23 protein-coding genes are annotated in these 26,209 nt (G+C 64.5%); 13 read left to right on the top strand and 10 right to left on the bottom strand.

All coding sequences use genetic code 11. The annotated features are described in order from the left end of the window. Nucleotides 1-16: 16 nt before the first annotated feature. Complete coding sequence (locus M1D74_RS04540) at nt 17-976, bottom strand: hypothetical protein (RefSeq protein ID WP_458116656.1); 960 nt, start codon at nt 974-976, stop codon at nt 17-19. A gap of 187 nt (nt 977-1,163) precedes the next feature. Between M1D74_RS04540 and M1D74_RS04535 the strand changes: the two genes are divergently transcribed. Further along, complete coding sequence (locus M1D74_RS04535) at nt 1,164-1,685, top strand: gamma carbonic anhydrase family protein (RefSeq protein WP_458116655.1); 522 nt, start codon at nt 1,164-1,166, stop codon at nt 1,683-1,685. A gap of 113 nt (nt 1,686-1,798) precedes the next feature. Next, nucleotides 1,799-2,872, top strand: coding sequence for a Gfo/Idh/MocA family protein (locus M1D74_RS04530; protein ID WP_458116654.1), 1,074 nt, complete (start codon nt 1,799-1,801; stop codon nt 2,870-2,872). 24 nt (nt 2,873-2,896) lie between these two features. Here M1D74_RS04530 and M1D74_RS04525 read toward each other — a convergent pair whose 3' ends face one another. From M1D74_RS04525 to purH, 3 genes are all read right to left on the bottom strand, one after another. After that, nucleotides 2,897-3,886 carry a bile acid:sodium symporter family protein gene (locus M1D74_RS04525; protein WP_458116653.1) on the bottom strand — a complete coding sequence of 330 codons (990 nt, stop codon included), beginning with the start codon at nt 3,884-3,886 and terminating at the stop codon, nt 2,897-2,899. 306 nt (nt 3,887-4,192) lie between these two features. Then, the gene (locus M1D74_RS04520; protein WP_309072287.1) at nt 4,193-6,412 is read right to left on the bottom strand and encodes an NADP-dependent isocitrate dehydrogenase; all 2,220 of its coding nucleotides are present in this window, start codon (nt 6,410-6,412) and stop codon (nt 4,193-4,195) included. A 70-nt stretch (nt 6,413-6,482) separates the two neighbouring features. Further along, entirely contained in the window at nt 6,483-8,099 is a 1,617-nt protein-coding gene (gene purH, locus M1D74_RS04515) for a bifunctional phosphoribosylaminoimidazolecarboxamide formyltransferase/IMP cyclohydrolase (RefSeq protein WP_458116652.1), read from the bottom strand. A gap of 192 nt (nt 8,100-8,291) precedes the next feature. Between purH and M1D74_RS04510 the strand changes: the two genes are divergently transcribed. Continuing rightward, nucleotides 8,292-9,641 carry an MFS transporter gene (locus tag M1D74_RS04510; RefSeq protein WP_458116651.1) on the top strand — a complete coding sequence of 450 codons (1,350 nt, stop codon included), beginning with the start codon at nt 8,292-8,294 and terminating at the stop codon, nt 9,639-9,641. Nucleotides 9,642-9,701: 60 nt separating this feature from the next. After that, nucleotides 9,702-12,425: an alpha-amylase family glycosyl hydrolase gene (locus tag M1D74_RS04505; RefSeq protein WP_458116650.1), complete on the top strand. Its 2,724-nt coding sequence runs from the start codon at nt 9,702-9,704 to the stop codon at nt 12,423-12,425. Between the two features lie 52 nt (nt 12,426-12,477). Here the strand turns inward: M1D74_RS04505 and purN are convergent, their stop codons facing one another. Beyond that, nucleotides 12,478-13,059, bottom strand: a complete 582-nt coding sequence (purN, locus tag M1D74_RS04500; RefSeq protein WP_458116649.1) for a phosphoribosylglycinamide formyltransferase — start codon at nt 13,057-13,059, stop codon at nt 12,478-12,480. A gap of 61 nt (nt 13,060-13,120) precedes the next feature. Here purN and M1D74_RS04495 point away from each other — a divergent pair, with 61 nt between their 5' ends. Continuing rightward, the gene (locus M1D74_RS04495) at nt 13,121-13,603 is read left to right on the top strand and encodes a hypothetical protein (RefSeq protein WP_309072743.1); all 483 of its coding nucleotides are present in this window, start codon (nt 13,121-13,123) and stop codon (nt 13,601-13,603) included. Further along, nucleotides 13,588-14,025 carry an SRPBCC family protein gene (locus tag M1D74_RS04490; protein ID WP_309124660.1) on the top strand — a complete coding sequence of 146 codons (438 nt, stop codon included), beginning with the start codon at nt 13,588-13,590 and terminating at the stop codon, nt 14,023-14,025. The genes M1D74_RS04495 and M1D74_RS04490 overlap by 16 nt, the downstream gene beginning before the upstream one ends. A 5-nt stretch (nt 14,026-14,030) precedes the next feature. Here the strand turns inward: M1D74_RS04490 and M1D74_RS04485 are convergent, their stop codons facing one another. Together M1D74_RS04485 and M1D74_RS04480 are read right to left on the bottom strand one after the other, a co-directional pair. Beyond that, on the bottom strand, nt 14,031-15,287 hold the full coding sequence (locus M1D74_RS04485) for a cell division protein PerM (RefSeq protein WP_458116648.1): 1,257 nt from the start codon (nt 15,285-15,287) through the stop codon (nt 14,031-14,033). Between the two features lie 90 nt (nt 15,288-15,377). Then, a complete protein-coding gene (locus M1D74_RS04480) occupies nt 15,378-16,130 on the bottom strand; it encodes a sulfite exporter TauE/SafE family protein (protein WP_309072746.1) in 753 nt (250 codons plus the stop codon). A gap of 39 nt (nt 16,131-16,169) precedes the next feature. Here M1D74_RS04480 and M1D74_RS04475 point away from each other — a divergent pair, with 39 nt between their 5' ends. From M1D74_RS04475 to M1D74_RS04465, 3 genes are all read left to right on the top strand, one after another. Beyond that, complete coding sequence (locus M1D74_RS04475; protein WP_458116647.1) at nt 16,170-16,799, top strand: DUF1684 domain-containing protein; 630 nt, start codon at nt 16,170-16,172, stop codon at nt 16,797-16,799. A gap of 68 nt (nt 16,800-16,867) precedes the next feature. Then, entirely contained in the window at nt 16,868-18,076 is a 1,209-nt protein-coding gene (locus tag M1D74_RS04470; RefSeq protein ID WP_458116646.1) for a glycosyltransferase family 4 protein, read from the top strand. 71 nt (nt 18,077-18,147) lie between these two features. Next, nucleotides 18,148-18,984 carry an MSMEG_6728 family protein gene (locus M1D74_RS04465; protein WP_458116645.1) on the top strand — a complete coding sequence of 279 codons (837 nt, stop codon included), beginning with the start codon at nt 18,148-18,150 and terminating at the stop codon, nt 18,982-18,984. Nucleotides 18,985-18,989: 5 nt separating this feature from the next. Here the strand turns inward: M1D74_RS04465 and M1D74_RS04460 are convergent, their stop codons facing one another. Together M1D74_RS04460 and M1D74_RS04455 are read right to left on the bottom strand one after the other, a co-directional pair. Beyond that, on the bottom strand, nt 18,990-19,700 hold the full coding sequence (locus M1D74_RS04460) for a PIG-L deacetylase family protein (RefSeq protein WP_458116644.1): 711 nt from the start codon (nt 19,698-19,700) through the stop codon (nt 18,990-18,992). Continuing rightward, nucleotides 19,697-20,227 (bottom strand): ferritin, encoded by a 531-nt coding sequence (locus M1D74_RS04455; RefSeq protein WP_309072620.1) that lies wholly within the window; start codon nt 20,225-20,227, stop codon nt 19,697-19,699. Before M1D74_RS04455 ends, M1D74_RS04460 begins: the two co-directional genes overlap by 4 nt. 332 nt (nt 20,228-20,559) lie before the next feature. Between M1D74_RS04455 and M1D74_RS04450 the strand changes: the two genes are divergently transcribed. After that, on the top strand, nt 20,560-21,975 hold the full coding sequence (locus M1D74_RS04450) for a stealth family protein (protein ID WP_375164862.1): 1,416 nt from the start codon (nt 20,560-20,562) through the stop codon (nt 21,973-21,975). A 1-nt stretch (nt 21,976) separates the two neighbouring features. Here the strand turns inward: M1D74_RS04450 and M1D74_RS04445 are convergent, their stop codons facing one another. Continuing rightward, nucleotides 21,977-22,888, bottom strand: coding sequence for a phosphodiesterase (locus M1D74_RS04445; RefSeq protein ID WP_458117133.1), 912 nt, complete (start codon nt 22,886-22,888; stop codon nt 21,977-21,979). Nucleotides 22,889-23,066: 178 nt separating this feature from the next. On the opposite strand from M1D74_RS04445, the gene M1D74_RS04440 reads away from it, so the two are divergent. The 3 genes from M1D74_RS04440 (at nt 23,067) to glsA (ending at nt 26,174) form a co-directional block, all read left to right on the top strand. Beyond that, nucleotides 23,067-23,813, top strand: a complete 747-nt coding sequence (locus M1D74_RS04440) for a M50 family metallopeptidase (protein ID WP_458116643.1) — start codon at nt 23,067-23,069, stop codon at nt 23,811-23,813. 91 nt (nt 23,814-23,904) lie between these two features. Further along, on the top strand, nt 23,905-24,312 hold the full coding sequence (locus M1D74_RS04435; protein WP_458116642.1) for a hypothetical protein: 408 nt from the start codon (nt 23,905-23,907) through the stop codon (nt 24,310-24,312). 47 nt (nt 24,313-24,359) lie between these two features. Continuing rightward, nucleotides 24,360-26,174, top strand: coding sequence for a glutaminase A (glsA, locus tag M1D74_RS04430; RefSeq protein ID WP_309072830.1), 1,815 nt, complete (start codon nt 24,360-24,362; stop codon nt 26,172-26,174). Nucleotides 26,175-26,209 lie beyond the last annotated feature (35 nt).

The raw sequence follows: 26,209 nt of genomic DNA, 5'->3' as shown, positions 1-26,209 counted from the left end.
TGATGCGCAGCGCCGCTCATCGTCCAGAGGACTTCGGCTCGCCCGGCAAACCGGCGCTCCGGAGGACTGCCTGCAGTCGCTGGCGGTCCAGAGCCGTCGCCCATTCCCAACGGACGACTGTCAATCCAAGCGCCCGCAGCCGGTTCTCCCGGTTCTTTTCGTTGATGACCACTTGCGACGCCGTCCTGCCGTTCAGGTACTCAGGCTTCAGGTACTTCGCACGTCCATCAAACTCCCCCACGAGTCCGTATTCCTTCCACCAGAAGTCAACAGTTGCACAATGTCCTCCGGAATCCCTGAAACTTACCTGTAGCTCCGGCTGCGGAAGTCCGAGGATATGCATGTTGGCCCGGCTGATCGACTCACCGGGCGACATGGAGTCCGTACGTGCAAAATCAAGCACCCTGGAGGCCTTGCGCTGCTTCGCCGATGATGACAGTTGCCGGATCCTCGCAGCCACTTCGGCTTTGGAGACCGGGCGAGCACTTCCTTCGACCGGCAACGGTTTGGCATTGAGCAACCGGTCCATTACGGATACAGCCCAAGGAAATTCGCTGTCCAGGGACAGGTCAATGGCCGTTTGAATCTTGTCGAGTACGCTCCACTCGCCGATTCTCGTGGTGACCAGCGCTCCGGGACTGAACGCACGTCGTCGTACTCCATTTGCACTGCCCCGCTGGTAGCCAATCGGGCAGACTACATCGACTATCTCCGGAACTCGAGGAATAGGAAATCCCCACAGCATCCCGGCAGTTGATCCTGCAAAAACCGGTTCAACATGGGCCGTGCGTGCGATCGCAGCAATAAGCATTCGATGCCGGTGTTCGGCGCTTAGCTGCGCCCATTCACCCGCGTCGACGTAACACCCCTGACGGATGCGCACCAACGTGCCCGCGCGGGCGGCTCTCGCGAGATGCTTCGGCCACAAGGCGTCATGGGGGCGAAGACTGGCCGTCAATAGTTCCGGGAGGTCCATCGTGCCAACGAATCACCATCTGGCCCGTCGCGGCTCCAGTGGTGCTGCTATGTGCGGAATACCAGCGCGAGCCGGATGGTGTGCAGGAGCGGACGGGTCCGGAAAATTGCCCATTGTGGACGTGCTTGAGTGATATCCGCTCCGCTGGGTCCAGATTGAGCAATTTTCGGCGGGTTAGGCTGGGCCGATGGGACACATCATTGAGTTCGACGGCCATACTCCCTCGATTCCGGATACGGTGTTCGTCGCCCCGACTGCGAGCATCATCGGCCAGGCACGTTTCGGTGAGAACGCGAGCGCGTTCTACGGAGTGAGTGTGCGCGCCGACACTGAGGCCATCAGCATCGGCGAGGGAACGAACCTGCAGGACAACGTTGTTGTGCATGCTGATCCTGGCTTCCCCGCGTCGGTCGGAAACCGGGTCAGTGTGGGCCACAGCGCCGTCGTCCATGGGTGCACCATCGAGGACGATTGCCTCATCGGCATGAGCGCCACGATCATGAACGGCGCCACCATTGGAGCCGGATCTCTGGTCGCTGCTGGAGCAGTAGTGCTTGAGGGGACTCGCGTGCCGCCGGGTTCACTGGTAGCCGGCGTCCCGGCAAAGGTGCGCCGCGAACTGGGCGAGGACGAACTCCAGGGCATTCGGGACAACGCCTCCCGCTATCAGGACCTGGCAGCGCGGCACCGTGCGGCGCTCGCTTCATGACGGCATTGTGCCTGGTGAGCGTCCTGCCGTTGCTGCTCGGCAGGCGCTCCGCTCCGCTTGGCTCGCCGACGTAACGGCTGGACTGGGTTGCACGCATTGGGAAGTATGAGGGAATGACGACGAACCTCCGCTTCCCCCTGCCCCCATGCGTTGCGCCAGGCGCGCCATCGCCTCTCGCGGCCACTGGCTCACCGTTGCGCTGGGGTGTAGTGGCCACCGGCGGCATTGCCCGCAAGGTAACCGAAGATCTTGCCCGCCTGGAGGACGCGGTCCTGCAGGCCGTGAGCTCGCGTCTGGAGGAGCGGGCACGCGCCTTCGCGGACACTTACGGCTTCGCAACCATTCATTACGACGACGGCGGCGCCCGCGGTTTCGAGCGTCTGGCGGATGACCCCGAGGTGGACGTCGTGTACGTAGCGACGCCTCACGGCCAGCATTACGAGGTGTGCAAGGCCCTGCTCCTGGGAGGCAAGCACGTTCTCTGCGAGAAGGCTTTTACCGTCAACGCGCGCGAAGCCGAAGAGCTCATCAACCTTGCCCGCGACAGGGGACTCTTTCTGATGGAGGCCGTCTGGACCCGATTCCTGCCGAGTGTGAACCGGGCCTGGGACATCATCCACTCCGGCGAGCTGGGTGAGATCCGCTGGGTCCAGGCCGATCTCGGCTTCCCCGCGACCTACGATCCAGCCGCCCGCCTGTGGGACCCGCTCGCCGGCGGAGGCGCGCTGCTGGATCTCACGGTCTACCCGTCCACGTGGGCGCTCGGCTCGCTCGGGTTCCCCACGTCTGTGGCCGCCGAGGGCACTCTGAACGACGACGGCGTCGACTCCCAGAACGCCCTCACCCTCACCTATGCCAGCGGGGCCCAGGCGCAGCTTTCGTCGTCGTTGGTCGCTTCCGGTCCGGGCCAGGCGACGGTCGCAGGCAGCAAGGGCTGGTTGCGTACGTCCACTCCGCTCCATAACCCTCGTGAGCTGCACATGCATCCGCACGGCGGCGAAGCCAGGGTTGAGCATTTCGAGCAGGTTGGGAACGGGTACACCTACGAGCTGCGCGAGACGACCCGCTGCATCCAGGAGGGTCTCCTGGAGAGCCCCACCATGCCCCTGCAACACACGCTCGACACCATGCGGATGTTCGACGGCGTCCGCGCTCAGCTCGGACTCCGGTACGCAAACGACCGATAGTCGGTGTTCGGCGGCGTCCCGTGGTTAACCGGCGACGCGTGCTTCCGACGCGGGCAGCACTTCATCCGCCAGCCCGCGTCGCCGCCAGTACGCTGCCATGAGCGCACCCGAGAGGTTGTGCCACACCGAGAAGATCGCTCCCGGAAGAGCTGATTCCGGAGTCATGTACGTCCGTGCCAGTCCTGCGGCAAGACCCGAGTTCTGCATGCCGACCTCGACAGCGGTGGTACGCCGCGCTCGAATCGGAAGCTTGAACAGTTTCGCCGCTCCGTACCCAAGGGCGTAGCCGAGTCCGTTGTGAAGCACTACCGCGAGCAGAACGAGCAGTCCGGCGGAGAAGATGGCGTCGGCGCTCAGGCCGACAACCGCCATCACCACCAGGGTGATTGCAACGACCGAGATCCAGGGCAGAACGGGCAGTGCGGCTGCCACGAGGCGGGGAAGCAACAATCTTGCAACCAGCCCGAGGGCAACGGGAATCAGCACGATCTGGACGATGGACCACGCCATTGCACCGGCGTCGACCGGCAGGTACTGTCCGGCGAGCCACAGGGTCAGCAACGGAGTCAGTACCGGGGCCAGCAGGGTGGACACGGTGGTCATTGCCACCGAGAGCGCGACATCCCCCTTCGCGAGGTAGGACACCACGTTCGAGGCCGTGCCGCCGGGGCAACATCCAACGAGAATGACACCGGCGGCAAGGGTTGCCGGGAGGCCAAGCACAGAGACCACCAACAGTCCGAGCAACGGCATCACGACGTACTGCGCAACAACGCCGATCACCACCGGAACGGGTCGCTTTGCGATGACCGCGAAGTCCGGCGGCGTCAGCGTAAGCCCCATCCCGAACATGATCACTCCAAGGAGTGGATTGATGGCGGGTGCCAATCCAGTGAAGGCGGTTGGCATGAAAAGGGCGATTGCACCCCCGCCCAGGACGAGCAAGGGAAACAATGTGACTGCGATGCGGGCGTTGCGTTCCTCGGCTGATGCGGCGGGGTGTTGCGGGTTCATGCTTCAACCAAAGCATGCGCCGTTTCACCCCGCCGCATCAGACCGGGATTGTTACGCGAGGCACCTATGTGGTGCCCAGCTCAGGAACATCAGATACGCAGGGTGGAGACGATTGATCGGCGCGTACGCCCGGCCATTCCCCCATCCCCAATGGTCAACAGATTGTTGGCTTGAAGGCAAAGCATGCTGTCCATTGGCTTGTAAACCGAACGGTAACAAGTTCACGGGACGTTCAAAGGCGTGCATGCGAAAGGCCCCGCACCGGTGCCTGACGGCACAAGCGCGGAGCCTCCCGGGGTGTCGAACCTAGCCGAGGGTGGAAAGCACCTCAGTGAACGTTTTCGACGGCCGCATCACGGCGACAACCTTGGTGATGTCAGGGTGGTAATAACCTCCGATATCTGCGGGAGAGCCCTGCACCGCGAGGAGCTCAGACACGATGGTGTCCTCGTTGGAGGTCAGCTGATCTGCTACCGCAGCAAATGCGGACGCGAGCTCCGCATCCTCGCTCTGCCCTGCCAGCTCCTTTGCCCAGAACTGTGCAAGGTAGAAGTGGCTTCCGCGGTTGTCGATCTCTCCGACCTTGCGGCTCGGCGACTTGTTCTCGAGCAGGAAGGTGGCGGTCGCGCGGTCCAGCGTGTCGGCCAGGATCTGTGCGCGAGCGTTTCCGGCGGTTGTGGCCAGGTGTTCGAAGCTCACGGCGAGCGCGAGGAATTCGCCCAGGCTGTCCCAGCGCAGGTGGTTCTCGCGGACGAGCTGCTGCACATGCTTGGGAGCGGAGCCGCCCGCACCCGTCTCGAAGAGGCCGCCGCCGTTGATCAGCGGGACGATCGAGAGCATTTTGGCACTGGTTCCCAGTTCAAGGATCGGGAAGAGGTCCGTAAGGTAATCGCGCAGGACGTTGCCGGTGACGGAAATGGTGTCTTCTCCCCGCCGGATCCGTTCAAGGGTGAATGCAGTTGCCTTCACCGGCGAAAGGATCTCAAGCTGCAGACCCTCTGTGTCGTGCTCGGCGAGGTATTCGTTGACCTTGGCGATGAGGTTGGCGTCATGGGCACGCTCCTCGTCCAGCCAGAAAACTGCGGGAGTGGCCGAAGCACGTGCACGCGTGACAGCAAGCTTGACCCAGTCGCGGATGGCGATGTCCTTCGTCTGGCAGGCACGCCAGATATCACCGGGCTCGACGTCGTGCTCGATGAGGACGTTGCCGGAGCCATCGACGATCTGCACCGTGCCCGGCGTATCGATTTCGAAGGTCTTGTTGTGGCTGCCGTACTCCTCAGCGGCCTGGGCCATGAGGCCCACGTTGGGCACGGTGCCCATGGTGGTCGGATCGAAGGCGCCGTTGGCTCGGCAGTCATCGATCACTACCTGATAGATGCCGGCGTAGGAGCTGTCGGGCAGCACAGCGAGGGTGTCCGCCTCTTCGCCGTCCGGTCCCCACATGTGGCCGGAGGTACGGATCATTGCGGGCATGGAAGCATCGACGATGACGTCGCTGGGCACATGCAGGTTGGTGATCCCCTTGTCCGAGTCCACCATGGCGAGCTTCGGACCGTCCTCGATGCCCTTGCGGATGGCCGCTTCAACCTCTTCGCGGGTACCGGCCGGCAGCTTCTCGAGGCCGCTCAGAATGGAGGCGAGTCCGTTGTTGGGACTGAGGCCTGCCGCCTCGAGCTGCTCTCCGTAGGAGGCAAAAACCTCCGGCAGGAATGAGCGCACGATGTGGCCGAAGATGATCGGGTCGGACACCTTCATCATGGTTGCCTTGAGGTGGGCCGAGAAGAGCACACCGTCGTTCTTGGCGCGTTCCACCTGTGCGGCGAGGAACTCGTCCAGGGCGGCCGCGCGCATGACCGTTCCGTCGATGACCTCACCCGCGAGCACGGGGAATGCCTTCTTCAGCACGTTCACGGTTCCGTCCTGGCCCACGTGCTGGATGGTCAGGGAATCATCATCTTCCATGACCACCGACTTCTCGTTGGACCGGAAGTCGCCGTCGCTCATGGTGGCCACGTTGGTCTTGGAATCTGCTGACCATGCACCCATGGAATGCGGGTTCTGGCGGGCGTAGTTCTTCACCGACTGGGGCGCACGACGGTCCGAGTTTCCTTCACGGAGGACCGGGTTGACTGCCGAGCCCTTGATCTTGTCGTAGCGCGCTCGGACGTCGGCTTCCTCGTCGCTGGAGGGGTTGTCCGGGTAGTCCGGTAGGGCGTACCCCTGCGACTGAAGCTCTGCGATTGCGGCCTTCAGCTGCGGAACCGAGGCGCTGATGTTGGGGAGCTTGATGATGTTGGCTTCGGGCTTGGTGGCCAGCTCGCCCAGCTCTGCCAGTGCGTCACCGATGCGCTGTTCCTCGGTGAGGTAGTCGCTGAAGGTCGCGATGATGCGTCCGGCCAGCGAGATGTCGCGGGTCTCCACTTCCACACCCGCCGTCGAGGCGAAAGCCTCGATGATCGGCAGGAACGAATACGTGGCCAGCATCGGCGCTTCGTCGGTGTGGGTATAGATGATCTTAGCCATGGTGAGGCGTCTCCCTGAAGGTCAACTTGAACTGAAATCTGTCGGTGCTTTGGGTGTCTAACGTACCGGTTTAGTGGAAGAAGTGGCGCGCGCCGGTGAAGTACATGGTGATGCCTGCAGCGTTTGCGGCATCAATGACTTCCTGGTCGCGTACCGACCCTCCCGGCTGGACGACGGCGCGCACGCCGGCGTCAATCAGGATCTGCAGGCCGTCAGCGAACGGGAAGAACGCGTCCGACGCCGCCACCGCACCACGGGCGCGCTCGCTGCCCTCCCCCGCGAGCGTGTTGGCACGCTCCACCGCGAGCTTGCAGGAGTCCAGACGATTGACCTGACCCATTCCGACGCCGACGGCGGCACCGTCACGGGCAAGGAGGATGGCATTGGACTTCGCGGCCCGGCACGCCGTCCAGGCAAAAGCGAGATCGGCCAGGGTCTCAGGATCCGCTGCCTCGCCCGCGGCGAGCGTCCAGTTCCCGGGATTGTCGCCATCGGCGTTCACGGTGTCGGTCACCTGGATAAGCACACCGCCGGACACCTGGCGGATCTCGGTCGGGTAGCGGTCGTAACCCTCAGGAAGGGCAAGCAAACGGATGTTTTTCTTCTGCGAGAGAATCTCCACCGCTTCGGGCTCGAACCCGGGAGCGATGACGACTTCGGTAAAGATGTCCTTCACGGTCTGCGCCATTCCGGCGGTTACGGTGCGGTTGGCTGCGATGACACCCCCGAAAGCGGACACAGGATCGCATGCGTGCGCCTTGGCATGGGCGTCGGCAATGGGATCAGCCGCGTCAGCGGTGCCGACCGCGACACCGCACGGGTTGGCGTGCTTGATGATGGCCACTGCCGGTTCGCTGAAGTCGTAGGCAGCGCGCAGGGCGGCGTCCGCGTCGACGAAGTTGTTGTAGCTCATGGCCTTGCCGTGCAGCTGATCCGCCTGGGCGATGCCCACCGGAGCTGCCTTGTCGACGTACAGGGCCGCCTGCTGGTGCGGGTTCTCGCCGTAGCGAAGCACTTCGGAGCGCTCGAGCGCGAGGCCGGCGTAGGCAGGCCGATCAATGACGCCGTCGTCGTCCTCGTCCTGGAACTGCGTTGCCGTCCATGTGGCAACGGCATTGTCGTAGGCGGCGGTGTGCGCGAAGGCGCGGGCCGCCAACCGCTGACGGGTCTTCAGGTCGAAGCCTCCCTCACCTGCGGCGCGGACAACGTTGCCGTAGAAGGAAGGGTCCACCACGATGCTCACGGCAGCGTGGTTCTTCGCCGCCGACCGGACCATTGCGGGGCCACCGATATCAATCTGCTCGACGACGTCGTCCCGTGATGCACCCGACTTCACCGTCTCCACGAAGGGGTAGAGATTGACTACCACCAGGTCGAAAGCCTCAATGTCCATCTCCGCCAGGGTGTCCATGTGAGCAGCGACGCGGCGGTCCGCAAGGATCCCGCCATGCACGCGCGGGTGCAGGGTCTTGACGCGGCCGTCAAGCATCTCGGGAGACCCGGTGACCTCCTCAACCTGCTGAACGGGGATGCCCGCCGCGGCAATGGTCTTGGCGGTGGAGCCGGTGGAGACGATGCGCACACCTGCGCCGTGCAGACCCTGAGCGAGTTCCTCCAACCCGGTCTTGTCGTAGACGGAGATCAGCGCGCGGCGGATCGGAACACGGTCAAGGTTGGTCAAAGTCACGCAGGTCTCCAGGGAATGAGTGCTGTGGGATCGTCCCCAGTCTAAAACACCGGCACGTTCCGTCCGTCGGCAGCGCGGGTCCGTTACGGTGCGTTCCTGTGAAGGCACCGCTGACTTACGGGACGGCGGTATGGTGATCGAGTTATTCGCAACGAGCCAGCAAGCGCCGGGCGGCGCTGTCAGGACGGAAACGTGAGCACTTCAACCGACCTCCCTACCGGCGACCAGGTGGTGCAGGACCTGCCCTGGCGGTGGCGTGTGCAGGGCAAGATCTTCCTGATCGGCGGCCTTGGGTTCATGTTCGACGCCTGGGACGTCACGCTGAACGGTTACCTCATCCCCCTGCTGTCAGAGGAATGGGGGCTGACTCCTGGAGAGGCCGCGTGGGTAGGTACCTCCAACCTGATCGGCATGGCGGTGGGAGCCTTCGCCTGGGGTTCCATTGCCGACCTGATCGGCCGGAAAAAGGCATTCACTGCGACACTGCTGATCTTCTCGCTGTTTACGGTGCTCGGTGCGCTGTCCGGTGATCTCGTCTGGTTCTGCGTTTTCCGGTTCCTCGCCGGCTTCGGATTGGGTGGGTGTATCCCGGTGGACTACGCGCTTGTCGGGGAGTTCACGCCACGAAAGCACCGTGGACGGGTCCTCACTGCCATGGACGGCTGGTGGCCCATCGGTGCAGCCCTGTGCGGGGTGGTGTCCGCAATCCTGATCGCCGCATTCGGCGATTGGCGTTACCTGATGCTCGTCATGGTGCTGCCTGCCCTCCTGGTGTTCTGGGTTCGGCGGTCAGTGCCTGAGTCACCCCTCTACCTTGTGCAGCGGGGACGCACCAGTGAGGCCAAGTCGGTGATCGACCAGCTGGTCGAAAGCACCGGAGCACGGGTCCGCGAATGGCGGCTGCCGCCCGCCGGGAACGATCCGCGGCTCACGCTTGGAGGGCTCACCGGTCAGTTCACCGCCCTGTGGCGATTCAACTGGCGCATCACCCTCGCGGCATGGGGTCTGTTCCTGTCGATCCTGCTGGTCTACTACGGAGCCCTGACCTGGATGCCGCAGATCCTCATCGCCGCGGGGTACCGGCAGTCGGTGGCCTTCCTGACCACGGCGGGCATGACAGGCATCGGCTTCCTCGGCGTCGTTGCCGCCGCCCTTCTGGTGGAGCGGGTGGGCAGGAAGTGGATCCTGGCGGTGTCCGGTCCGCTGTCCGCCGTCGTGCTGGTGATCTTCGCGCTGACCGTCGACCTCCCGGCAGTGGCGACGGCCTGGCTGCTGGCTTTCGGCTTCACCATCCAGGTGGCCATCCCTGTGCTCTACACCTACGTGTCCGAGCTGTACCCCACCGAGCTGCGCGGCTCCGGTTTCGGATGGGCGTCCACGGTGTCCAGGGTGGGCGCGGGACTGGTGCCGCTCATCTTCGGGTCCCTGCTGTGGCCCTACCTCGGGCTGCCGCTGACGTTCGCGGTGACGGGCGTGCTGGTTCTGGTCGCCGTACTGTGGATGGCGTTCAACGCGCCGGAGACCCGTGGAGCCCGCATTTGAGTTGACAGTAAATGTGACCTGAGACACGCTTTGGAGGTTCTTTCCACTTCTGGAGGTCTCATGATTACCCGCAACGCTACCGTCGTCGTGCTTGCATCGCTGCTGGCCGCGACCGGTACTGCACTACCCGCCCAGGCCAAGCCCGCCGGCCACGATAAAACCGCCGCCACGGCCGAGGCGCAGCAGTCGCTGCGCGCATCGGTCACCGACGAGAACTTCTACTTTGTCATGGCTGACCGCTTTGCCAACGGCACCCCAGCCAACGACGACGGCGGCCTGGGTTCCAACCCGATGGTGTCCGGTTTCGATCCCACCCGGAAAGGCTTCTACAACGGCGGCGATCTGAAAGGTCTGCTCGACCGGCTGGACTACATCGAGGGGCTCGGCACCACCTCGATCTGGCTGACGCCCAGTTTCAAGAACAAGGCTGTGCAGGCTGAGGATAACTCGGCCGGTTACCACGGCTATTGGATCACCGACTTCACGCAGATCGACCCGCACCTGGGCACCAACGAAGACCTCAAGGCGCTCATCGACGAAGCGCACTCCCGCGGGATGAAGGTCTACTTCGACATCATCACCAACCACACCGCGGACGTCATCGGGTACGAGGAGGGTGCCCGCATGCCCTACGTTTCCAAGGACGAGGAGCCCTACCGCACCGCGGACGGGGTCCCGTTCGATGACCGCGACGTGGCCGGCAGCGACAGCTTCCCGGCCCTCGATCCGTCGGTTTCCTTCCCCTACACCCCGGTGCTGGAGCCGGGTGAAGTGAACCTCAAGGTTCCTTCCTGGCTCAATGACCCGACGCTCTACCACAACCGTGGCGACACCACCTTCGCAGGTGAGGATGCCTACTACGGCGACTTCTTCGGGCTCGACGACCTCTTCACCGAGCATCCCGTGGTGGTGGACGGCATGAAGGAGATCTACCAGGCCTGGATCGCCGACTTCGGCGTGGACGGGTTCCGCATCGACACCATGAAGCACGTGAACGACGAGTTCTGGCAGGAGTTCGGACCGGACGTCCTTGACTTCGCCCATGAGCAGGGCAAGGACGAGTTCTTCATGTTCGGAGAAGTCTTCGACACCAGCAAGGACTTCACCTCGCAGTACACCACGCGCAACTCCATGCAGTCCGTGCTCGACTTCCCGTTCCAGGAGGCGGCCCGCAGCTTTGCGTCCCGCGGTGCGGACGCCGGGCAGCTTGAGCAATTCTTCGTCGATGATGACTGGTACACCGACGCCGACTCCAACGCCTACAGCCTGCCCACCTTCCTGGGCAATCACGACATGGGCCGCATCGGCGGGTTCCTCAAGGCTGACAATCCGGACGCCGGCGAGGAAGAGCTGCTCGCCCGTGATGGACTCGCGCACGAGCTGATGTACTTCTCGCGCGGCAACCCTGTCATCTACTACGGCGACGAGCAGGGCTTCACCGGACCCGGCGGAGACCAGGACGCACGCCAGACGCTTTTCGCCAGCCAGGTGCCCGACTATCTCGATGACGACCTCCTGGGCACCGAGGCGACCCATGCGCAGGACAACTTCGATACGCAGCACCCGCTCTACCGGACTATCGGCGCCCTCGCCAAGGTCACCGCGGACCACCCTGCGCTGCGCAACGGGGCACACCAGCACCGCTATGCTGCGAACGGAGCGGGCATTTACGCCTTCTCACGGATCGACTCCCAGCGTCAGCGCGAGTACGTCGTCGCGCTCAACAACAGCGAGGAAGTCCAGACCGCCCAGATTCCGACCTACATGCCGTCGCGGACCTTCAGCTCCATCTACGGTGAGGGGCCTGACCGCGTGAAGTCGGCCCGCAACGGTAACATCACCGTAACGGTGCCGCCGCTATCCGCGGTCGTCTACGAGGCTTCCGGCCGCATCCCGGCCTCGAAGGCCGCTCCGGCGATCAACCTTGCCCAACCGGCGCCGGCGGATGGTGACAACGGGCGCATGCTGGTGGAAGCCGACGTCGCCGGTTCCTCCTTCTACCAGGTGTCCTTCGAAGCACGCGCGGCGGGCGGCGACTGGACGCCGATCGGAACGGATGACAACGCGCCGTACCGCGTCTTCCACGACGTCGCGGCGTTGGACCCGGGCACGCCGCTCGAGTACCGAGCGGTCGTTCTCGACAACAAGGGTCATACGGCCGGCAGCGGGACTGTCACGGCCGTTGCACCGGAACCCCTGGTGACCCTCGAGGCTCCGTCCGAAAATGCGCGGGTGCGGGACACAGTGGAACTCAGCGCTGTGGCGGACCCCGAGAAGGCGACCAACGTGGTGTCCTTCGAGCGCAGCGTGGAGGGCGGCGAATGGGAGGAAATCGGTTCGGACAGCTCCTCCCCCGCGTATACGTTGACGGATGACATCTCTGCCCTGAACCTCCCGGACGACACGCAGCTGCAGTACCGCGCCGTGCTTGGCGAATCGGTCAGCAACGTTCGAACTGTCACCATCGGCGATCCCGAGGTGGCGCAACCGGACGCAGTGTCGGTGCCCGGCAGCCTCAACTCAGAGATGAACTGCATCGACGGGGACTGGCAACCGGCCTGTGATGAGGCGCAAATGACTCTCGGCGACGACGGGCTATGGCGACTCACCGTGGATCTCCAGGCGGGGACCTACGAGTACAAGGTCGCCATCAACAAGGCCTGGACCGAGAACTACGGTGCCGGCGGTGCCCCCAACGGCAACAACCTGACTCTGGAACACCCCGCCTCAGGGCCGGTGACGTTCGTGTACGACCACTACACGCACATCATCAGCGTGGAGTAACCCGCCTCTGCATCGAGTGGGCGCTGAGGACGGCGATTGCGCACAAACGCCGTTATCGGCGCCCACTCGATGCGGTTAAGGCAAGGTCATGAAGGGTCTCGATCAGGAGGGCGCGTTCCTGCACCTTGATGCGCTCGTGCAGGGATTCTTCCGTGTCATCGTCGAGCACGGGCACCGCTGCCTGCGCAAGGATCGGGCCGGTATCGACTCCGGCGTCCGCGATCATCACGGTGCAGCCGGTGACCTTGACCCCATAGGCGAGCGCGTCGCGGACCCCGTGTGCTCCGGGGAAGCTGGGGAGCAGTGCGGGGTGGGTGTTGAGGTACCGGTTGGGGAACCGGTCCAGGAACCCCTGATTGACGATGCGCATGAACCCGGAGGAAATCACATAGTCGGGCTCGAAGGCGGCTGTGCGCTCCGTCAGTTCAGCGTTCCACTCAGCACGGTCGCTGAACTGCTTGAAGTCCACGACGAAGGTAGGAATGCCGGCGGCGGCGGCGCGTGCAACGCCGTAGGTATCCGGCCGATCGGCACCAACGGCCGCAATCTCGACCGGCAACCGGCCAGCCTGGACGGCGTCGATGACGGCCTGAAGGTTGGAACCCGTACCGGAGACAAGAACAACAATGCGCATGGGATACAAGCCTACTGGCCGGGCGACCGCGCAGGGGCACCCTCTGTTTTAGGGTTGAACCATGAACAATCCTGCGCCTTCCAACCCTTCGGCACGGCCCACCAAGCCGTCACGGCAGTCTTCGCCGCCGTCGGACAAGGAGCTCGCAGAAACGCGGAGACTGTTGCGCGTCTTCATGTTGCTCCTCCTCGGCACTCTCCTCACCGCAAATTTCCCGCTGCCCTGGAAGGTGCTCGGCCTTCTTTTCGGCCTGGCAGCCCTCACGGTCGGGATCCTCGCCATGGTCAACCTCGTGCGGCAGAAAGCCCCCGCGCTGGTGCGGGTCTCGACGACGGTGGGCCTGGTCGCCAGCCTCCTGCTCACCATGGCGACGGGCGCGGCCGTACTGCTGTGGCCTTTGACGGCCCAGTACGAGGAATGCATGGCCTCTGCCCTTACCTCGAAGGCACAACGGCAGTGCGAGGAGGACCTGCGCAACCTGAACGGCTTGCTGGAACCTCGCTCGTTAGCTCCCGGACAGGAGGACCCATGGTCGACGTCGTAACCTCCATCACGATCGACCGCCCACTCCAGCAGGTGGCGCCCTATGCGGCAGATCCCGCGAACGCGCCCGAGTGGTACGTGAACATTGATTCCTCCCGGTGGCTGACCGAGCCCGTCCTCGAGGTAGGTTCGCGCGTGGCCTTCTCTGCGAGGTTCCTGGGCCGGACGCTTTCCTACGTCTACGAAATCGCGCAGTTCGATCCTTTGGAGCGGCTTGTGATGCGTACGTCCGAGGGACCTTTCCCGATGCAGACCACCTACGGCTGGGAGGCCGCCGGACCATCCACCACCCGGATGGAATTGCGTAACACCGGACGTCCACGCGGGTTCTTCCGGCTGCTCGGCCCCCTCCTTGGGAAGTCGATGCACACAGCGAATTCGAAGGATCTGCAGAACCTGAAGCGGCTGCTTGAGTCGAGCTGAGTTGCTTAGCGCGACTCCCGCTCCAGCAGCGGCCCGGCCGCATAACCAATGACGACGCCGGCCGCCACCTCTGCCGCCACCCACAGTCCCGTCCACACCGGATCGGGGCCAAGGTCAACGAACCGTCCAACTCCCAGCGAAGCCCGCGACAGCAGGGCCAACAAGGCCGTGCCGACACCGGCCAACACACCCACGAACAACCCCAGCGTCACCGAAGACACCGCGGCTGTGAACCAGCGCGCGCTCACCTTCAGCTGGAGCCACTCATCGAAATGGTTCTCGCCTTCGCGGAAGAACCACCAGCCCGCCAGGACGCCCGCTACGACGGGTATCGCGAGCGCAACCAGCCCATACTCCAGCGGTCCCGACGGAACGGCGCCGAGAATGGGCACCGCGGGCAGCGGCCCCGCTGTAGTCGCCAACGGGCTGATGGAGCTGCCTGCCCCCAGCGCGAAGCCTGCTCCGGAGGACCATGCGAGGCTCCACACCATGAGGTTGGGCAGGAAGCCGAGCTGGCCGACTGTTATGACGGCGCTGCCGACTATTCCGGCGTCGAGCCTCTCGTAGACGGTGGCGATCGCCGCCCAGTGGATGGCCAGCGTCGCGGCCAGCAGGAGGGCCGACAACCCGAGCGCAGAAACCGTCGCCAGGAAAGCGGCGCGTACGGCGGACCAGACGTAGGAACCCGCCCAACGGGAGGACTGGCTCGTCGTCGCAATCCACTCAGCGAGGTCCACGCCGATCAGCCGCCCCCAGGAACCCGCTTCACGGTAGGCGCCGATAATCATGCCCGCACCGGCTGCGATGAGCGGCAGGCAGGCGGCAGCCACCGGCGACGCTGAGGTAGCGCCGTCGTCGGCCAGGTAGGCAGCTCCGAACCCGAAGAGGGCATAAACGGCCAGGGCGCCGAGGAGTGCCTGCCAGAGCTGGTCCGTATAGGAGGCACGGGCAAGACGCCGGCCGGCGCGCCATGCGAGGAGGAACGGGATCAGGGTGAGTCCGAGGGGCACTGCCCAGAGAAGACTCGAACCGCCCTCGGGGAGTGTGAGCTGCAGCGGCACACCGTGCAGCACCAACCAGGACTGTGCAGCGAGCTGCACAGTTCCCAACGCGTCACGTCCGGCGAAACCACCCGTCAGCCACGCGGCGCCGAGAGGGATCAGGACAATCAGCGCAGAAATCACCGCGGCCTGTCCCAGCTCGAAGGCACCCTGCAGCCACAGGGGCATGGGAATCGCACGGGGCTTGGTGGGGAGTTTCATCCCTTCCATGGTGCCACCGGCTGCGGTACCCGCCGCTGAACGACTCGGCGACCTGGCTCACGGGCACTGGAGCTGGCGCCTGCCGGGACGTCAGCCGAGCAGGTCGATGATGCCCTTGATGAGCGCTGTGGCGGCCCCCAGGAAAGCTATGACGACGACGGCGAACCGGGCGTGCCGGTCACGGATGTACTTGGCGAGGCGCTCCCCCGCAAGGATCCCCACGATGATCGACAGGGGTATGAGGATCCACATCCAGGTTTCAAGAGGCGGCACTCCACCCGGGTCAATGAGGAGTTTGACCAGTATGGTGGCCGAGCCGATCACGGTGAAGAAGGGCTGCAGGGTGGCGGCGAACGGCCGTTGCGGCCACCGCGACAGCAACGCGTAGGCGCTCACGGCCGGCCCGCCCACACCGGCCATGGAGTTGGTCAGGCCGGAAGCAAGCCCCGCAACGGCCTTCGAACGGTTTCCCGTCAGAACCACGGAGGAGCGCTGCAGCAGCAGCGAAGCGGTCAGGGCTACCAACACGACGGCGCCCACTGTCACCGCGAGCGGCGCACTCGGCAGCCCCACCGCCGCGAACGACCCCGCGACGGAACCTAACACCGCCGGAATGGCCAGCCACCGGAACATACCCCAGTCGATGTCCTTCCACACTCGGGGAGTGATGAGAGCGGAGGAAACGACTCCACAGATGTTGATGAGGAGCACACCCTCATGCGGGCCGAGGATCAGCACAAGAAAGGGAGAGACGAGCAGCGCGAAGCCCAGTCCGGCAATGCGCTGGGCGACCGCACCCACCACGATGAGTGCCAGAACGAGGATGAAGAGCGCTAACGTCACTTGGATACAGTACGCCGGGGCAACGGTTACGCTGGCACGATGAGCCATGCTGCGACGGTCCTCAACACTGCACATTGGCGCCGGGAGGTCTTTGCGCTCTACCGGGAGGTCCGTGATACAGCGGCGACCGGCTCCCCTGCCCTCGCCCACGCCCACTGGCGCACCGGTCGAGACAGGCTCTTCGCCGGCCATCCGGCGTCGCCCCTCTCCGCCGAGGTCCAGCGGAACTTCGCCGGCCTGCCGGTGGCTCCCTACGACCCCGACTTCCGCTTCGAGGCGAACATCGACGACGACGGCGCCGGCCAGCAGATGGAGGTCCCGACCGGAACCGATGGGGTGGTGCCCTTCGAGCGGCTCGGCACTGTGATGCTCGACGGCGTCGGCAGGCTTGCGCTGTGGCGGCTGAAGTCCTACGGTGGCGGCCTTTTCCTGCCACTCCGTGACGGCTCGTCCGGGGCGGACAGCGGTAGCTACGGCGGCGGCCGGTACGTGCTGGACACCATCAAGGGTGCGCACCTCGGTGAGCGTGACGGCCGGCTGATCGTGGATTTGAACTTCGCCTATAACCCCTCCTGTGCCTACGACGAGGCATGGGCATGCCCGCTCCCGGGCCCTGACAACCGGCTCGAGGTTTCCCTGCCGGTCGGGGAGCTGTACACCGCCTCCTGAGCCAGAGTTCACTTCGCTGCAACCTCCTGCTCGCCGCACGCACAGACCGCGGTGCCAGTATCGACGACGTGAGAGTTGCCGTGGTTGCCGAATCATTCCTTCCGCACATGAACGGGGTGACGCACTCCCTCCTGAAGGTCCTGGCCCACCTCCGAAGCCGGGGTGATGAGGTGCTGGTGATCGCTCCGTCGTCGTCCTGGCTGGATAGATCCTCCTGGTCCGAGAAGCCGAGCTTCCCGGAGAACGTTGCGCCCTCGTCGGTCGAGGGCTACCCGGTCATGACGCTGCCCTCGGTCCCGCTGACCGGGTATGCGAACGTGCGTCTGGCCGCCGGCACGGTTGCCAGGGTTCGAAGGATCCTCGCGGACTTCTCACCCGACGTGGTCCACGTGGCCTCGCCCTTTGTCCTGGGGTGGCGTGCGGTACAGGCGGCGGGGCAGCTCGGCATTCCCACCGTGTCCATCTATCAAACCGAGATTCCCGCGTACGCCGCCCGTTACGGCGTGCCGTGGTTGGAGAACATGCTGTGGCAGCGGGTGGAGAATATCCATCAGGGCTCCACGCTGACCCTCGCGCCGTCGTCGTTCGCGTTGCAGCAGCTGGAATCCCGCGGCATCCCTCGCCTGCGGCTCTGGCGCCGCGGTGTCGATACCGCGCGGTTCACGCCCGCCAAGCGCGACGGCGACTGGCGCCGTAGCGTCGTCGCTGAACGCCCGCTCGGATCGAAGATCATCGGTTACGTGGGACGCCTTGCAGCTGAAAAGCAGGTGGAGGACCTCGCCGGCCTGGACGCAATTCCCGGAACCCGGCTGGTGATCGTCGGGTCGGGGCCGGCGAAGGAATCCCTGCAACAGAAACTCCCGGGCGCATACTTTGCAGGGTTCCAGTCCGGTGACGACCTCGCACGGACGATGGCGTCCTTCGACATTTTCGTTCACCCCGGGGAGTCAGAGACGTTCTGCCAGACCATTCAGGAGGCGATGGCTTCAGGAGTGCCGGTCGTCGCCGTCGGTCGCGGCGGCCCGCTGGATCTTGTTGATTCCTCACGGACCGGCTGGCTGTACCCGCCCGGCAAACTGGATCAGCTTCATGCCGGGGTGATGGACCTTCTCGGGGACGACACCAAGCGCCGCGCGTTCGGGCGTGCCGCGTATGCCGCGGTACAGGGCAGAACGTGGCCGGTACTGTGCGAGCAGCTCGTGTCCTATTACGCCGAAGCGATCCAGGTGCATAGCCGAACCCCCGTCAGCCGTCGGGGTACCTACGCTGTCAGCTAGCTGGTTGCTGGAACCGGCACAGCAGCGCCGCACAAGCGAAGCAGACTGAGTATTTGTGGCACACTGGCCGCATGCAGACCTTTCTGCCCTATCCGGACTTCGCAGCCAGCGCCGCCGTTCTCGATCAGGCCAGGCTGGGCAAACAGCGGGTTGAGACACTGCAGATTCTGCGGGCCCTGGTGCTGCCGGACTACGGCTGGCGCAGCCACCCGGTCACCCGGATGTGGATGGGATACGTACCGGCGCTGACGGTCTATGGTCTCGCCATGGTCCGCGAATGGGTGTCGCGCGGGCACGCGGACAGCACCGCGGCCCTGATCAGCGAGTTCGCCCCCGATTCGGCCGCCGCGTTCGAGGCGGGCACTGGACCCGAGCCCGCCATGCCCCCGTGGCTGGGCAACGCGGAGGTACATGTCAGCCATCAGTCGAACCTCATCCAGAAGGCCCCCGAGCTCTACCGCGAGCGCTTCCCGGGGACGCCGGATAACCTTCCGTATTCGTGGCCGGAACCGGAGCTGGAACTCATTCCGGTGGAGCCGACCGGCGAGCGGCTCTGGATCTGGCACGGTCCGCTGGATGGGCCCGACGGTGACGCGCTGCTCCTCCCCGGTCATCCGCCGGCTGGTCGGGCGGTGCCGAAATGGTCCCGGCAGTACACCGCTTTCACCGAGCTAGCTCGTGAAGGTGACGCCGCCGCCGTCGTCATGGATGGCGGTGCACGCCTCCGGCGAGGCACGCTGGGCCCGCTGACTATCGACCCTGCCCAGTCCGACGACGACGTTCCCGGTACTGCGCGCCGGCCCATCTTACTGTCGGGCTGGCTGAGGCGCAGCGACTTTGAGTACCCGGCGCTTCTGCAGGACCCGCGCCGCTTCTACGCCGTGGAAGCCTCTGCGACACGGGGGTAGGGCGGCTAGAGTCCGTAGAGCTCGAACCCGACCGCCGAGATCCCCTCGCCGTCCGAATTCCGGCTCGTGGCCCAGCGGACCTGTTCGGTTGCCTGCTCCTCCACCGGTCTGCTGTCCAGTGCCTGCAGGTACTTCGCGTGGGCTGCGAGGGAGAGGATGGCCTTCTCGACACTGGCCTCGCTCACCGGCATGGCGTGCGTGGGGTTCATGCTCAGGATCGCCGTCCACTTCACCTGGTGGCGCGGACCGTCGAGGTCGGGGAAGATCCACTCGTTGGCGGCATCGGCGACGGCGTTGAGCACTGAGCGTCCTAGTGCCCGGTGGTCCTCCGAGTTCCACATGCCCCGCCCCCACGTGTCACCGTGGTTCAGGGTCACGACGCCGTCGGGCCGGTGTCTGCGGATAGCGGCGGCGAGGTCGCGGCGGAGATCGAGCGACTCAGTCAGGCGCCCGTCCGGGTAGTCAAGGAACTCCAGCACATCGACCCCCACGAGGTCGCAGGCAGCGCGCTGCTCCCCCTCGCGCAGCGGTCCGCTCTCCGCGGGCGGCAGACCCGCGATCCCGGCCTCGCCGCGCGTGGCAAGCACGTAGCGAACCTCCTTGCCCTGCGCGATCCACTCGGCAACCGCCGCCGAGGTGCCGTATTCGGGATCATCCGGGTGAGCCATGAGTACGAGTGCGCGCTGCCAGTCCGTCGGGAAAGGCTCCAGCGTCACAGCGCGCCTCCGGCCGCTTCCGGCATGTTCGGATCATGGCCGGAATCACCGACTGTTTCCCGGGCAAGGAAATTCTCGATGTCGAACAGGTTGTCCGCCCGCTCGACGATGGTGAGGAGCGTCGACATGGACGCGACTTCTTCAACCTGCTCCTTGAGGAACCACAGCATGAACTGCTCCCCCAAAGCGTCGGTCTCCGCCCGGGCTCTCGCGAACAGGGCCTCGATATCCGCAGTCACCTGCTTCTCCTGTGCAAGAGCGAGGGAGATCGGCTCGACGACTGACGTGAAGTCATTCCGTACGGGTCCAACTCCGGGGATCTGCACTTTCTGACCCCTGTCGAGCATGTATTGGACCATCATGAGAGCGTGGTTTCGCTCCTCCAGCGACTGTCTGTAGAAGTGCGCGGCCAGGCGCGGAAGGTCCTGGCCATCGAACCACACAGCGGTAGCCAGGTACTGTTGCGACGCTGCGAACTCGTTGCCGATCTGCCGGGTCAGCAGGTCAGTGAAGGTTGTCTCGGCCATGGTTCCCTCCGTTGCAGGCTTTCCCCGCGGTGGACTGCTCTCCGGTAGGTCGGGGTCCCTGTAGGCAGGCTTATCATTGGAGCAGCAGCCGTGCAAGCAATCTGTGAATGCACCGGTGATACCGCATGTCCTGATAACCGTTGGAGGATCCCATTACAGATACCGCCGCCCAGCATGACATTTACTTCGGCGCACCCGAAGTGGAGAACGACGCCGAACTGCTCGAGTCTGCCTCCAGTGCCGCCGTCGCGAGGCTGAATGACCGCGATGACATCACTACCGTCAAGCGCCGGTTCGCGCTCATCAATACGGACACAACACCGCATCAGGCAATGGTGGAGGATCTGTTGTTCATCCGGGAGGCGCTCGAGCGTGCCGGTTTGGAGTATCTGCTGGTTCGGGGCAACGACGAGCGTCCCGTCGTCGCGGTTGACTTGAAGCACCGGGAACGGCTGCGGGAAGCACTCGTTGAAGCGTGCCGCAACGAGCCCTTCTATTCCAGGACCGTGGACACGAAGCGGCGGACCACGCTGCTGGTGGCCGACGGCGCACTGTCGCCCAGCGACAAGGCGCGGATCTTCCGGTTATTCCGTCCCCGCATCGAGCCGATCGGCGGGCTGACCTTTGGCCCGTCCGCCGGCGTGCAGATCGAGCTGTGGTCCCTCGACGGCGACCGCATCGTGCTGCCCATGGAGAACTCGCTGACGCGGCGCACCCTCCCGTCCAACGAGGTGGTGCGCGGATCCGTCAACCGCCACGGGCTGGTCTGGCCGACCATCGATAACATGTTCGCGGATCACGCGACCGACATCGATTTCGACATCGACCTCGTCTTCAGCTGGGTGGACGGCAGCTCCCCTGAGTACCTGGCGGCCCGCGCCGCCCGCATGAAGAACGTCATCGTGGGTGAAGGTGATGACCACGAGGCTCGCTACCGGCAGATCAACGAACTGAAGTACGCGCTGCGCTCGGTCTACATGTTCGCGCCGTGGATCCGCCGCATCTTCATTGCTACCGACTCTGCCCGTCCGGAGTGGCTGGCCGACCACCCGTCGGTCACGCTGGTGCCGTCTGAGGAGCATTTCAAGGATCCCTCGGTACTGCCGACCTACAACTCACAGGCCGTCGAGTGCCAACTGCACCACATTCCCGGGCTGTCGGAGTATTTCCTGTACTCGAACGACGACATGTTCTTCGGCCGTCCCGTGGGTCCGGACATGTTCTTCTCCCCCGGCGGGATCACCAAGTTCATCCAGGCCGATACCCGGATCGGGCTGGGCGAGAACGATGCAGAGCGCAGCGGATTCGAGAACGCAGCCCGGGTGAACCGCCGCCTACTCCACGAGCGATTCGGCCGCATCACCACCCGCCATCTGGAGCACACGGCGGCTCCGCTGCGCAAAAGCGTCATGTTTGAAATGGAGGACGAGTTCGCCGAGGAATTCGCGGCGACGGCTGCGTCAAAGTTCCGCGCGAAGGACAACATCTCCGTCACCAATTCGCTGTACCACTATTACGCCCTGCTGACCGGCCGCGCCGTGACCCAGGAATCGGCGAAGGTGAAGTACATCGACACCACCATGCGTTCTGGCCTTCGACAGCTCCACAAGTTGCTGGACAAGCGCAACATGGACCTGTTCTGCCTCAACGACGGCAGCTTCCCGGAGATCCCCGCCGAGGAGCGTGCCCGGGTGGTGACCGATTTCCTTGAGAAGTACTTCCCAGTGAAGGCTCCCTGGGAGAAGTAGGTCAGACGCCGGTGAGCGCCTTCGCCGGCGCTGCCTCGGCGATCTGCACACCGGCGGCTTCCAGACGGCGCCGTGTCTCCTCACGGGGTACGGTTTCGCCGACGGCGGTGTGGCTGCCGACCGGAACCACGGAGTGTACGACGGTGTCCTCGTAGACGTGCACCAGGTTATAGGCCTGCGCTCCGTCGCGGCCGCGGGTTCCACCGTTGTCGTAGGTGAGGTCCTGGGTATAGCAGGTGGCCGAGGCCACGGACACCGGAATACCTGCGAACAACGCGCTGGTCGAGTAGTGCAGGTGCCCGGCCAGGATGGCGCGGACGTCGGTGTCGCGGATGGCGTTCGCCAGCCGGCTTTGGTCACGGAGCTCCACCAGTACCGCGAGGCCCTGAACACACGGAACCGGCGGATGGTGCAGGGCGAGGATGGTACCGAAGGGCGCTGGGGTAAGAAGCTCGTTGGCAAGCCAGACCAGCTGCTCATGGCTGATCTCACCGTAATGGTGACCCGGCACCGTGGAGTCCAGCGTGATGATCCGCAGTCCGTTGATCAGGTAGCTGCGGTCGAGGGGGGCCGTGTCCGCGGGCTCCCTCAGCAGTTCGCTGCGGAGCGTCGCCCGGTCGTCATGGTTGCCCATCGCCCAGATGACCTCGGCGCCAAGCTTTCGGGCAGCAGGGTCAACGATGGTGCGGAGCTTCGCGTAGGCCTCGGCCTCTCCCTTGTCTGCAAGGTCGCCCGTAAAGACAATCGCGTCCGGTCGTGACCCGGATGCTTCCAGATCGTCGAAAATCTGCCGGAGCCGCGCTTCGCTGTCCACCGCCCCATACAGGGGTTCAGTGCCACCCACCAGATGGGTGTCGCTCATATGCAGGATGAAATGTTGCGGCCGTGGGTGCTCGGCCGTCCGGAAGTTCATGATCGCCTTCTCGATAGCTCGAATAGCTTTCACTCATTTAACATTCATCAAAGCAGAGGCATTCCTACCTTGAGTTGAACGTCACACGGCGAGTCCGTTAATACTTCTCCGCCGGATGGGACCTCGTGACAGTTATTCGGATCCGCTGCGAGACGGGATGGCCCGGTACCATCCGATAGTGGAGTTTTTGGCGCAGTGGTGGGATCGGATTGTCGCGGGGTTCAGCCGGAGCCAGCCGCCCCAGCTGACTCTGACCGAAGTTCTCCTCATCCTGTTGGCTGCGGCTGCCCTCTCCATTCCCCCTGTGACCTGGCGGTACTTCGGGCTCTTCAGCACCGTGGTCCACGAGCTTGGCCATGCCTTCGCCGCGCTGGTCGCCGGAAGCCGTGCCACCGGCATCCGACTCAACTTTGACCACTCAGGACTCACTACCTCGTTCGGCCGCCCGGGCTGGCGCACAGCATGGGCAACATTCTGGGGGTACCCGGTGCCCGCCGTCGTCGGCTCCGTCCTTGTCTGGTGCGGTTTCGCAGGCTGGGCGCCTGCGGCGCTCTCGGTGGGGGCGCTGATGCTGCTGCTCGCCCTGCTGTTCATCCGCAATGCCGGCGGTGTGCTCATCCTCCTGGGTGCGGTGGCCGTTTCGGCCGTCCTCGTGGCAGCCGTTCCCGCCGAATTCAGCGGCCACGTGGTGGTTGCGCTCGGAGTGGCGCTGCTGGTCGGCTCCGTCCGCGACCTTGGCGAGGTCGCCAACGTCCACCTACGACGACGGCGGGAGCGCGGACAGTCCGATGCTTACCTTCTGTACCGCTCGACGGGGATTCCTGCTGCAGTCTGGCTGGTCCTGTTCACGGCGGTGATCGGAGGGTCGATCGCGTGGGCGTGGACCGTCGTCAGTTCGGGAGTGCCTGTGTCGCTGGGAATGTGAGGTTCCTGCGCTCTGAGGGCGCACCTCTGGCGGCGCGCTGTCCCCCGACGTAGGCTCAAACCAGCCCACCCGATCCACCAAGGAGCCTTCAATGAATCTCAGCCACGTCCCCCTGCGTCTCAGCACCGGAGCTTTCATCCTGAACTCGGGTCTGACGAAACGGGAAATCGACAGGGACACCGCCGCCTACCTGCAGGGCATGGCAGCCAACGCCTTTCCCCAGGTGAAGCAGCTTGATCCCGAGAAGTTCGGCAAGGTTCTGGCCGCCACCGAGATGGGACTGGGCGCCGCCCTCCTGGCTCCCTTCATTCCGAGCCGGCTGGTAGGCCTTGGCCTCGCCGCCTTCTCGGGCGGCCTGCTCGCCATGTACTTCCGCACGCCGGGAATGACCCAGGACGACGACGTCCGTCCCACCCAGGAGGGCACGCCCGTCGCCAAGGACGTGTGGATGCTCGGTATCGCGTTCTCACTCATCATCGACGGCGGCCGCAAGCGCTGAGATGCGCCGGATTCACCTCCGGCGCCGCCGCACCCTAGGGTTGTCCTATGGAATCCCCGATCGAAGGCTACCTTGCACGGATCCACCGGGAGATTTCGGAGCTGAAGGACGGCAAGCCCTACAGCACCATCCCCGCGATGGCGAATGTCGATCCGGACAACTTCGGCATCTGCCTCACGACGGTCGACGGATACATCTACGAGGTAGGTGACACGCGGGAAGAGTTCAGCATCCAGTCCATCTCGAAGCCGTTCACCTATGGGCTGGCCCTGTCCGACCTCGGGTTGGACGCGGTGGACGAGAAGGTTGACGTTGAACCGTCCGGCGATTCCTTCAACGAGATCTCACTGGCTGAAGGGACGGGACGCCCCGCAAACGCCATGATCAATGCCGGAGCGCTCACGGCGACGTCGTTGATCAAGGGCTCCGGGGGGAACACCAGGATCAAGCGCATCGTCAATACCTATTCCGACTTCGCCGGAAGGCAGCTATCGATTGACGAGGGGATCTTTTCGTCCGAGTTGCAGCATGGGCACAGGAACCGTGCGTTGGCACACCTGCTTAGGTCCTTCGACATCATCGAGGACGATCCGACACCGGTGATCGAGGACTATTTCCGTCAGTGCTCGGTACTGGTGAACTGCCTGGATCTTTCGCTCATGGCCGCTACGCTCGCGAACAGCGGACGCAATCCCCTGACCGACAAGCAGGTACTGGACATCGTGCCGGTGGAGCGCGTTCTTTCGGTCATGACCACCTGTGGAATGTATGACGACGCCGGTTCGTGGATCAGTACCGTTGGCATGCCCGGTAAGAGCGGAGTCGGTGGAGGAATGATTTCCGTGCTGCCCGGCCAGGTGGGGCTGGCTGTCTATTCCCCGCCGCTGGACGAACACGGCAGCAGCGTTCGAGGCATGGCGGCCAGCCAGCGCCTCTCCCAGGACATGGAGCTGCACTTCGTCCGCGCTGCCCGGGTCGGTAAGTCAGCAATCCGGTCCACCTACGACATCTCGGCCGCACCCTCCGGCATCCGGCGCGACGATGAGGCGATGGATGTGCTGCGGGACCACGGTCACCGCGCCCGTGTGGTGGAGCTGAACGGAGACCTGCTCTTCGCCGGTACGGAATCGATGGTTCGCGAACTCAGCACGCTGACCGACGAAGTGGAGCTCGTCATTCTGGATCTGCGGCGGGTGGACGAGGTGGCGGATGTATCCCTGCGCCTCCTCGCTGAAGTCCGTGAGAACCTGGTGGCCGAGGGAAGGGAACTGGTTCTGATCGATGCGGAAGGCACCCTCGCCGAGGCCTTCCGTGACGTTGATCGGGAGGTCCCAACCTTCGATACGCGGACCATGGCCGTCGAGTGGTGCGAGAACCGGCTCATCCAGACCTACGGTGGTGAGCTCGAGCTGCCCAGCCGCGTGGACATCTTCCAATGCCCCGCTCTCAGCCCGCTCAGCCGCGACGATGTGCAGAAGCTCGCCGACCGGATGGAAGACCGAACCTACAAGGACGGCGATCTGATCCGCCGTATCGGCCAGTCCTTCGGCGGGGTCTTCTTCATCCTGTCCGGATCGGTCAATACGTCCGTAGTCGGGCCCACCGGAGACCGGGTGAAACTCACGACGTTGAGCGCGGGGATGACTTTCGGAGAACTCGCCCTCGGCAGCGACGACCGGCAGGAAACAACGGTGAAAGCCACCGGCAAGGTAACGGTGAAAGTGCTCACCGCTGATGCCATAGCGACGTTGGAGTCTGAAGACACCAGGCTGGCGCTCGAGCTATGGAAGGCGCTCACGCGCGACGCCTACACCCGGGTGGACCTCTATCTGCGGGAAACGGCCGTAAGAATCCGGGACTGACTGGGGTGGCTCGGGCCTGCTGGAGCAGCGGACAG

This window comes from Arthrobacter sp. D2-10 (genome assembly GCF_054161285.1).
This window is presented reverse-complemented; position numbering and strand designations above follow the sequence as displayed.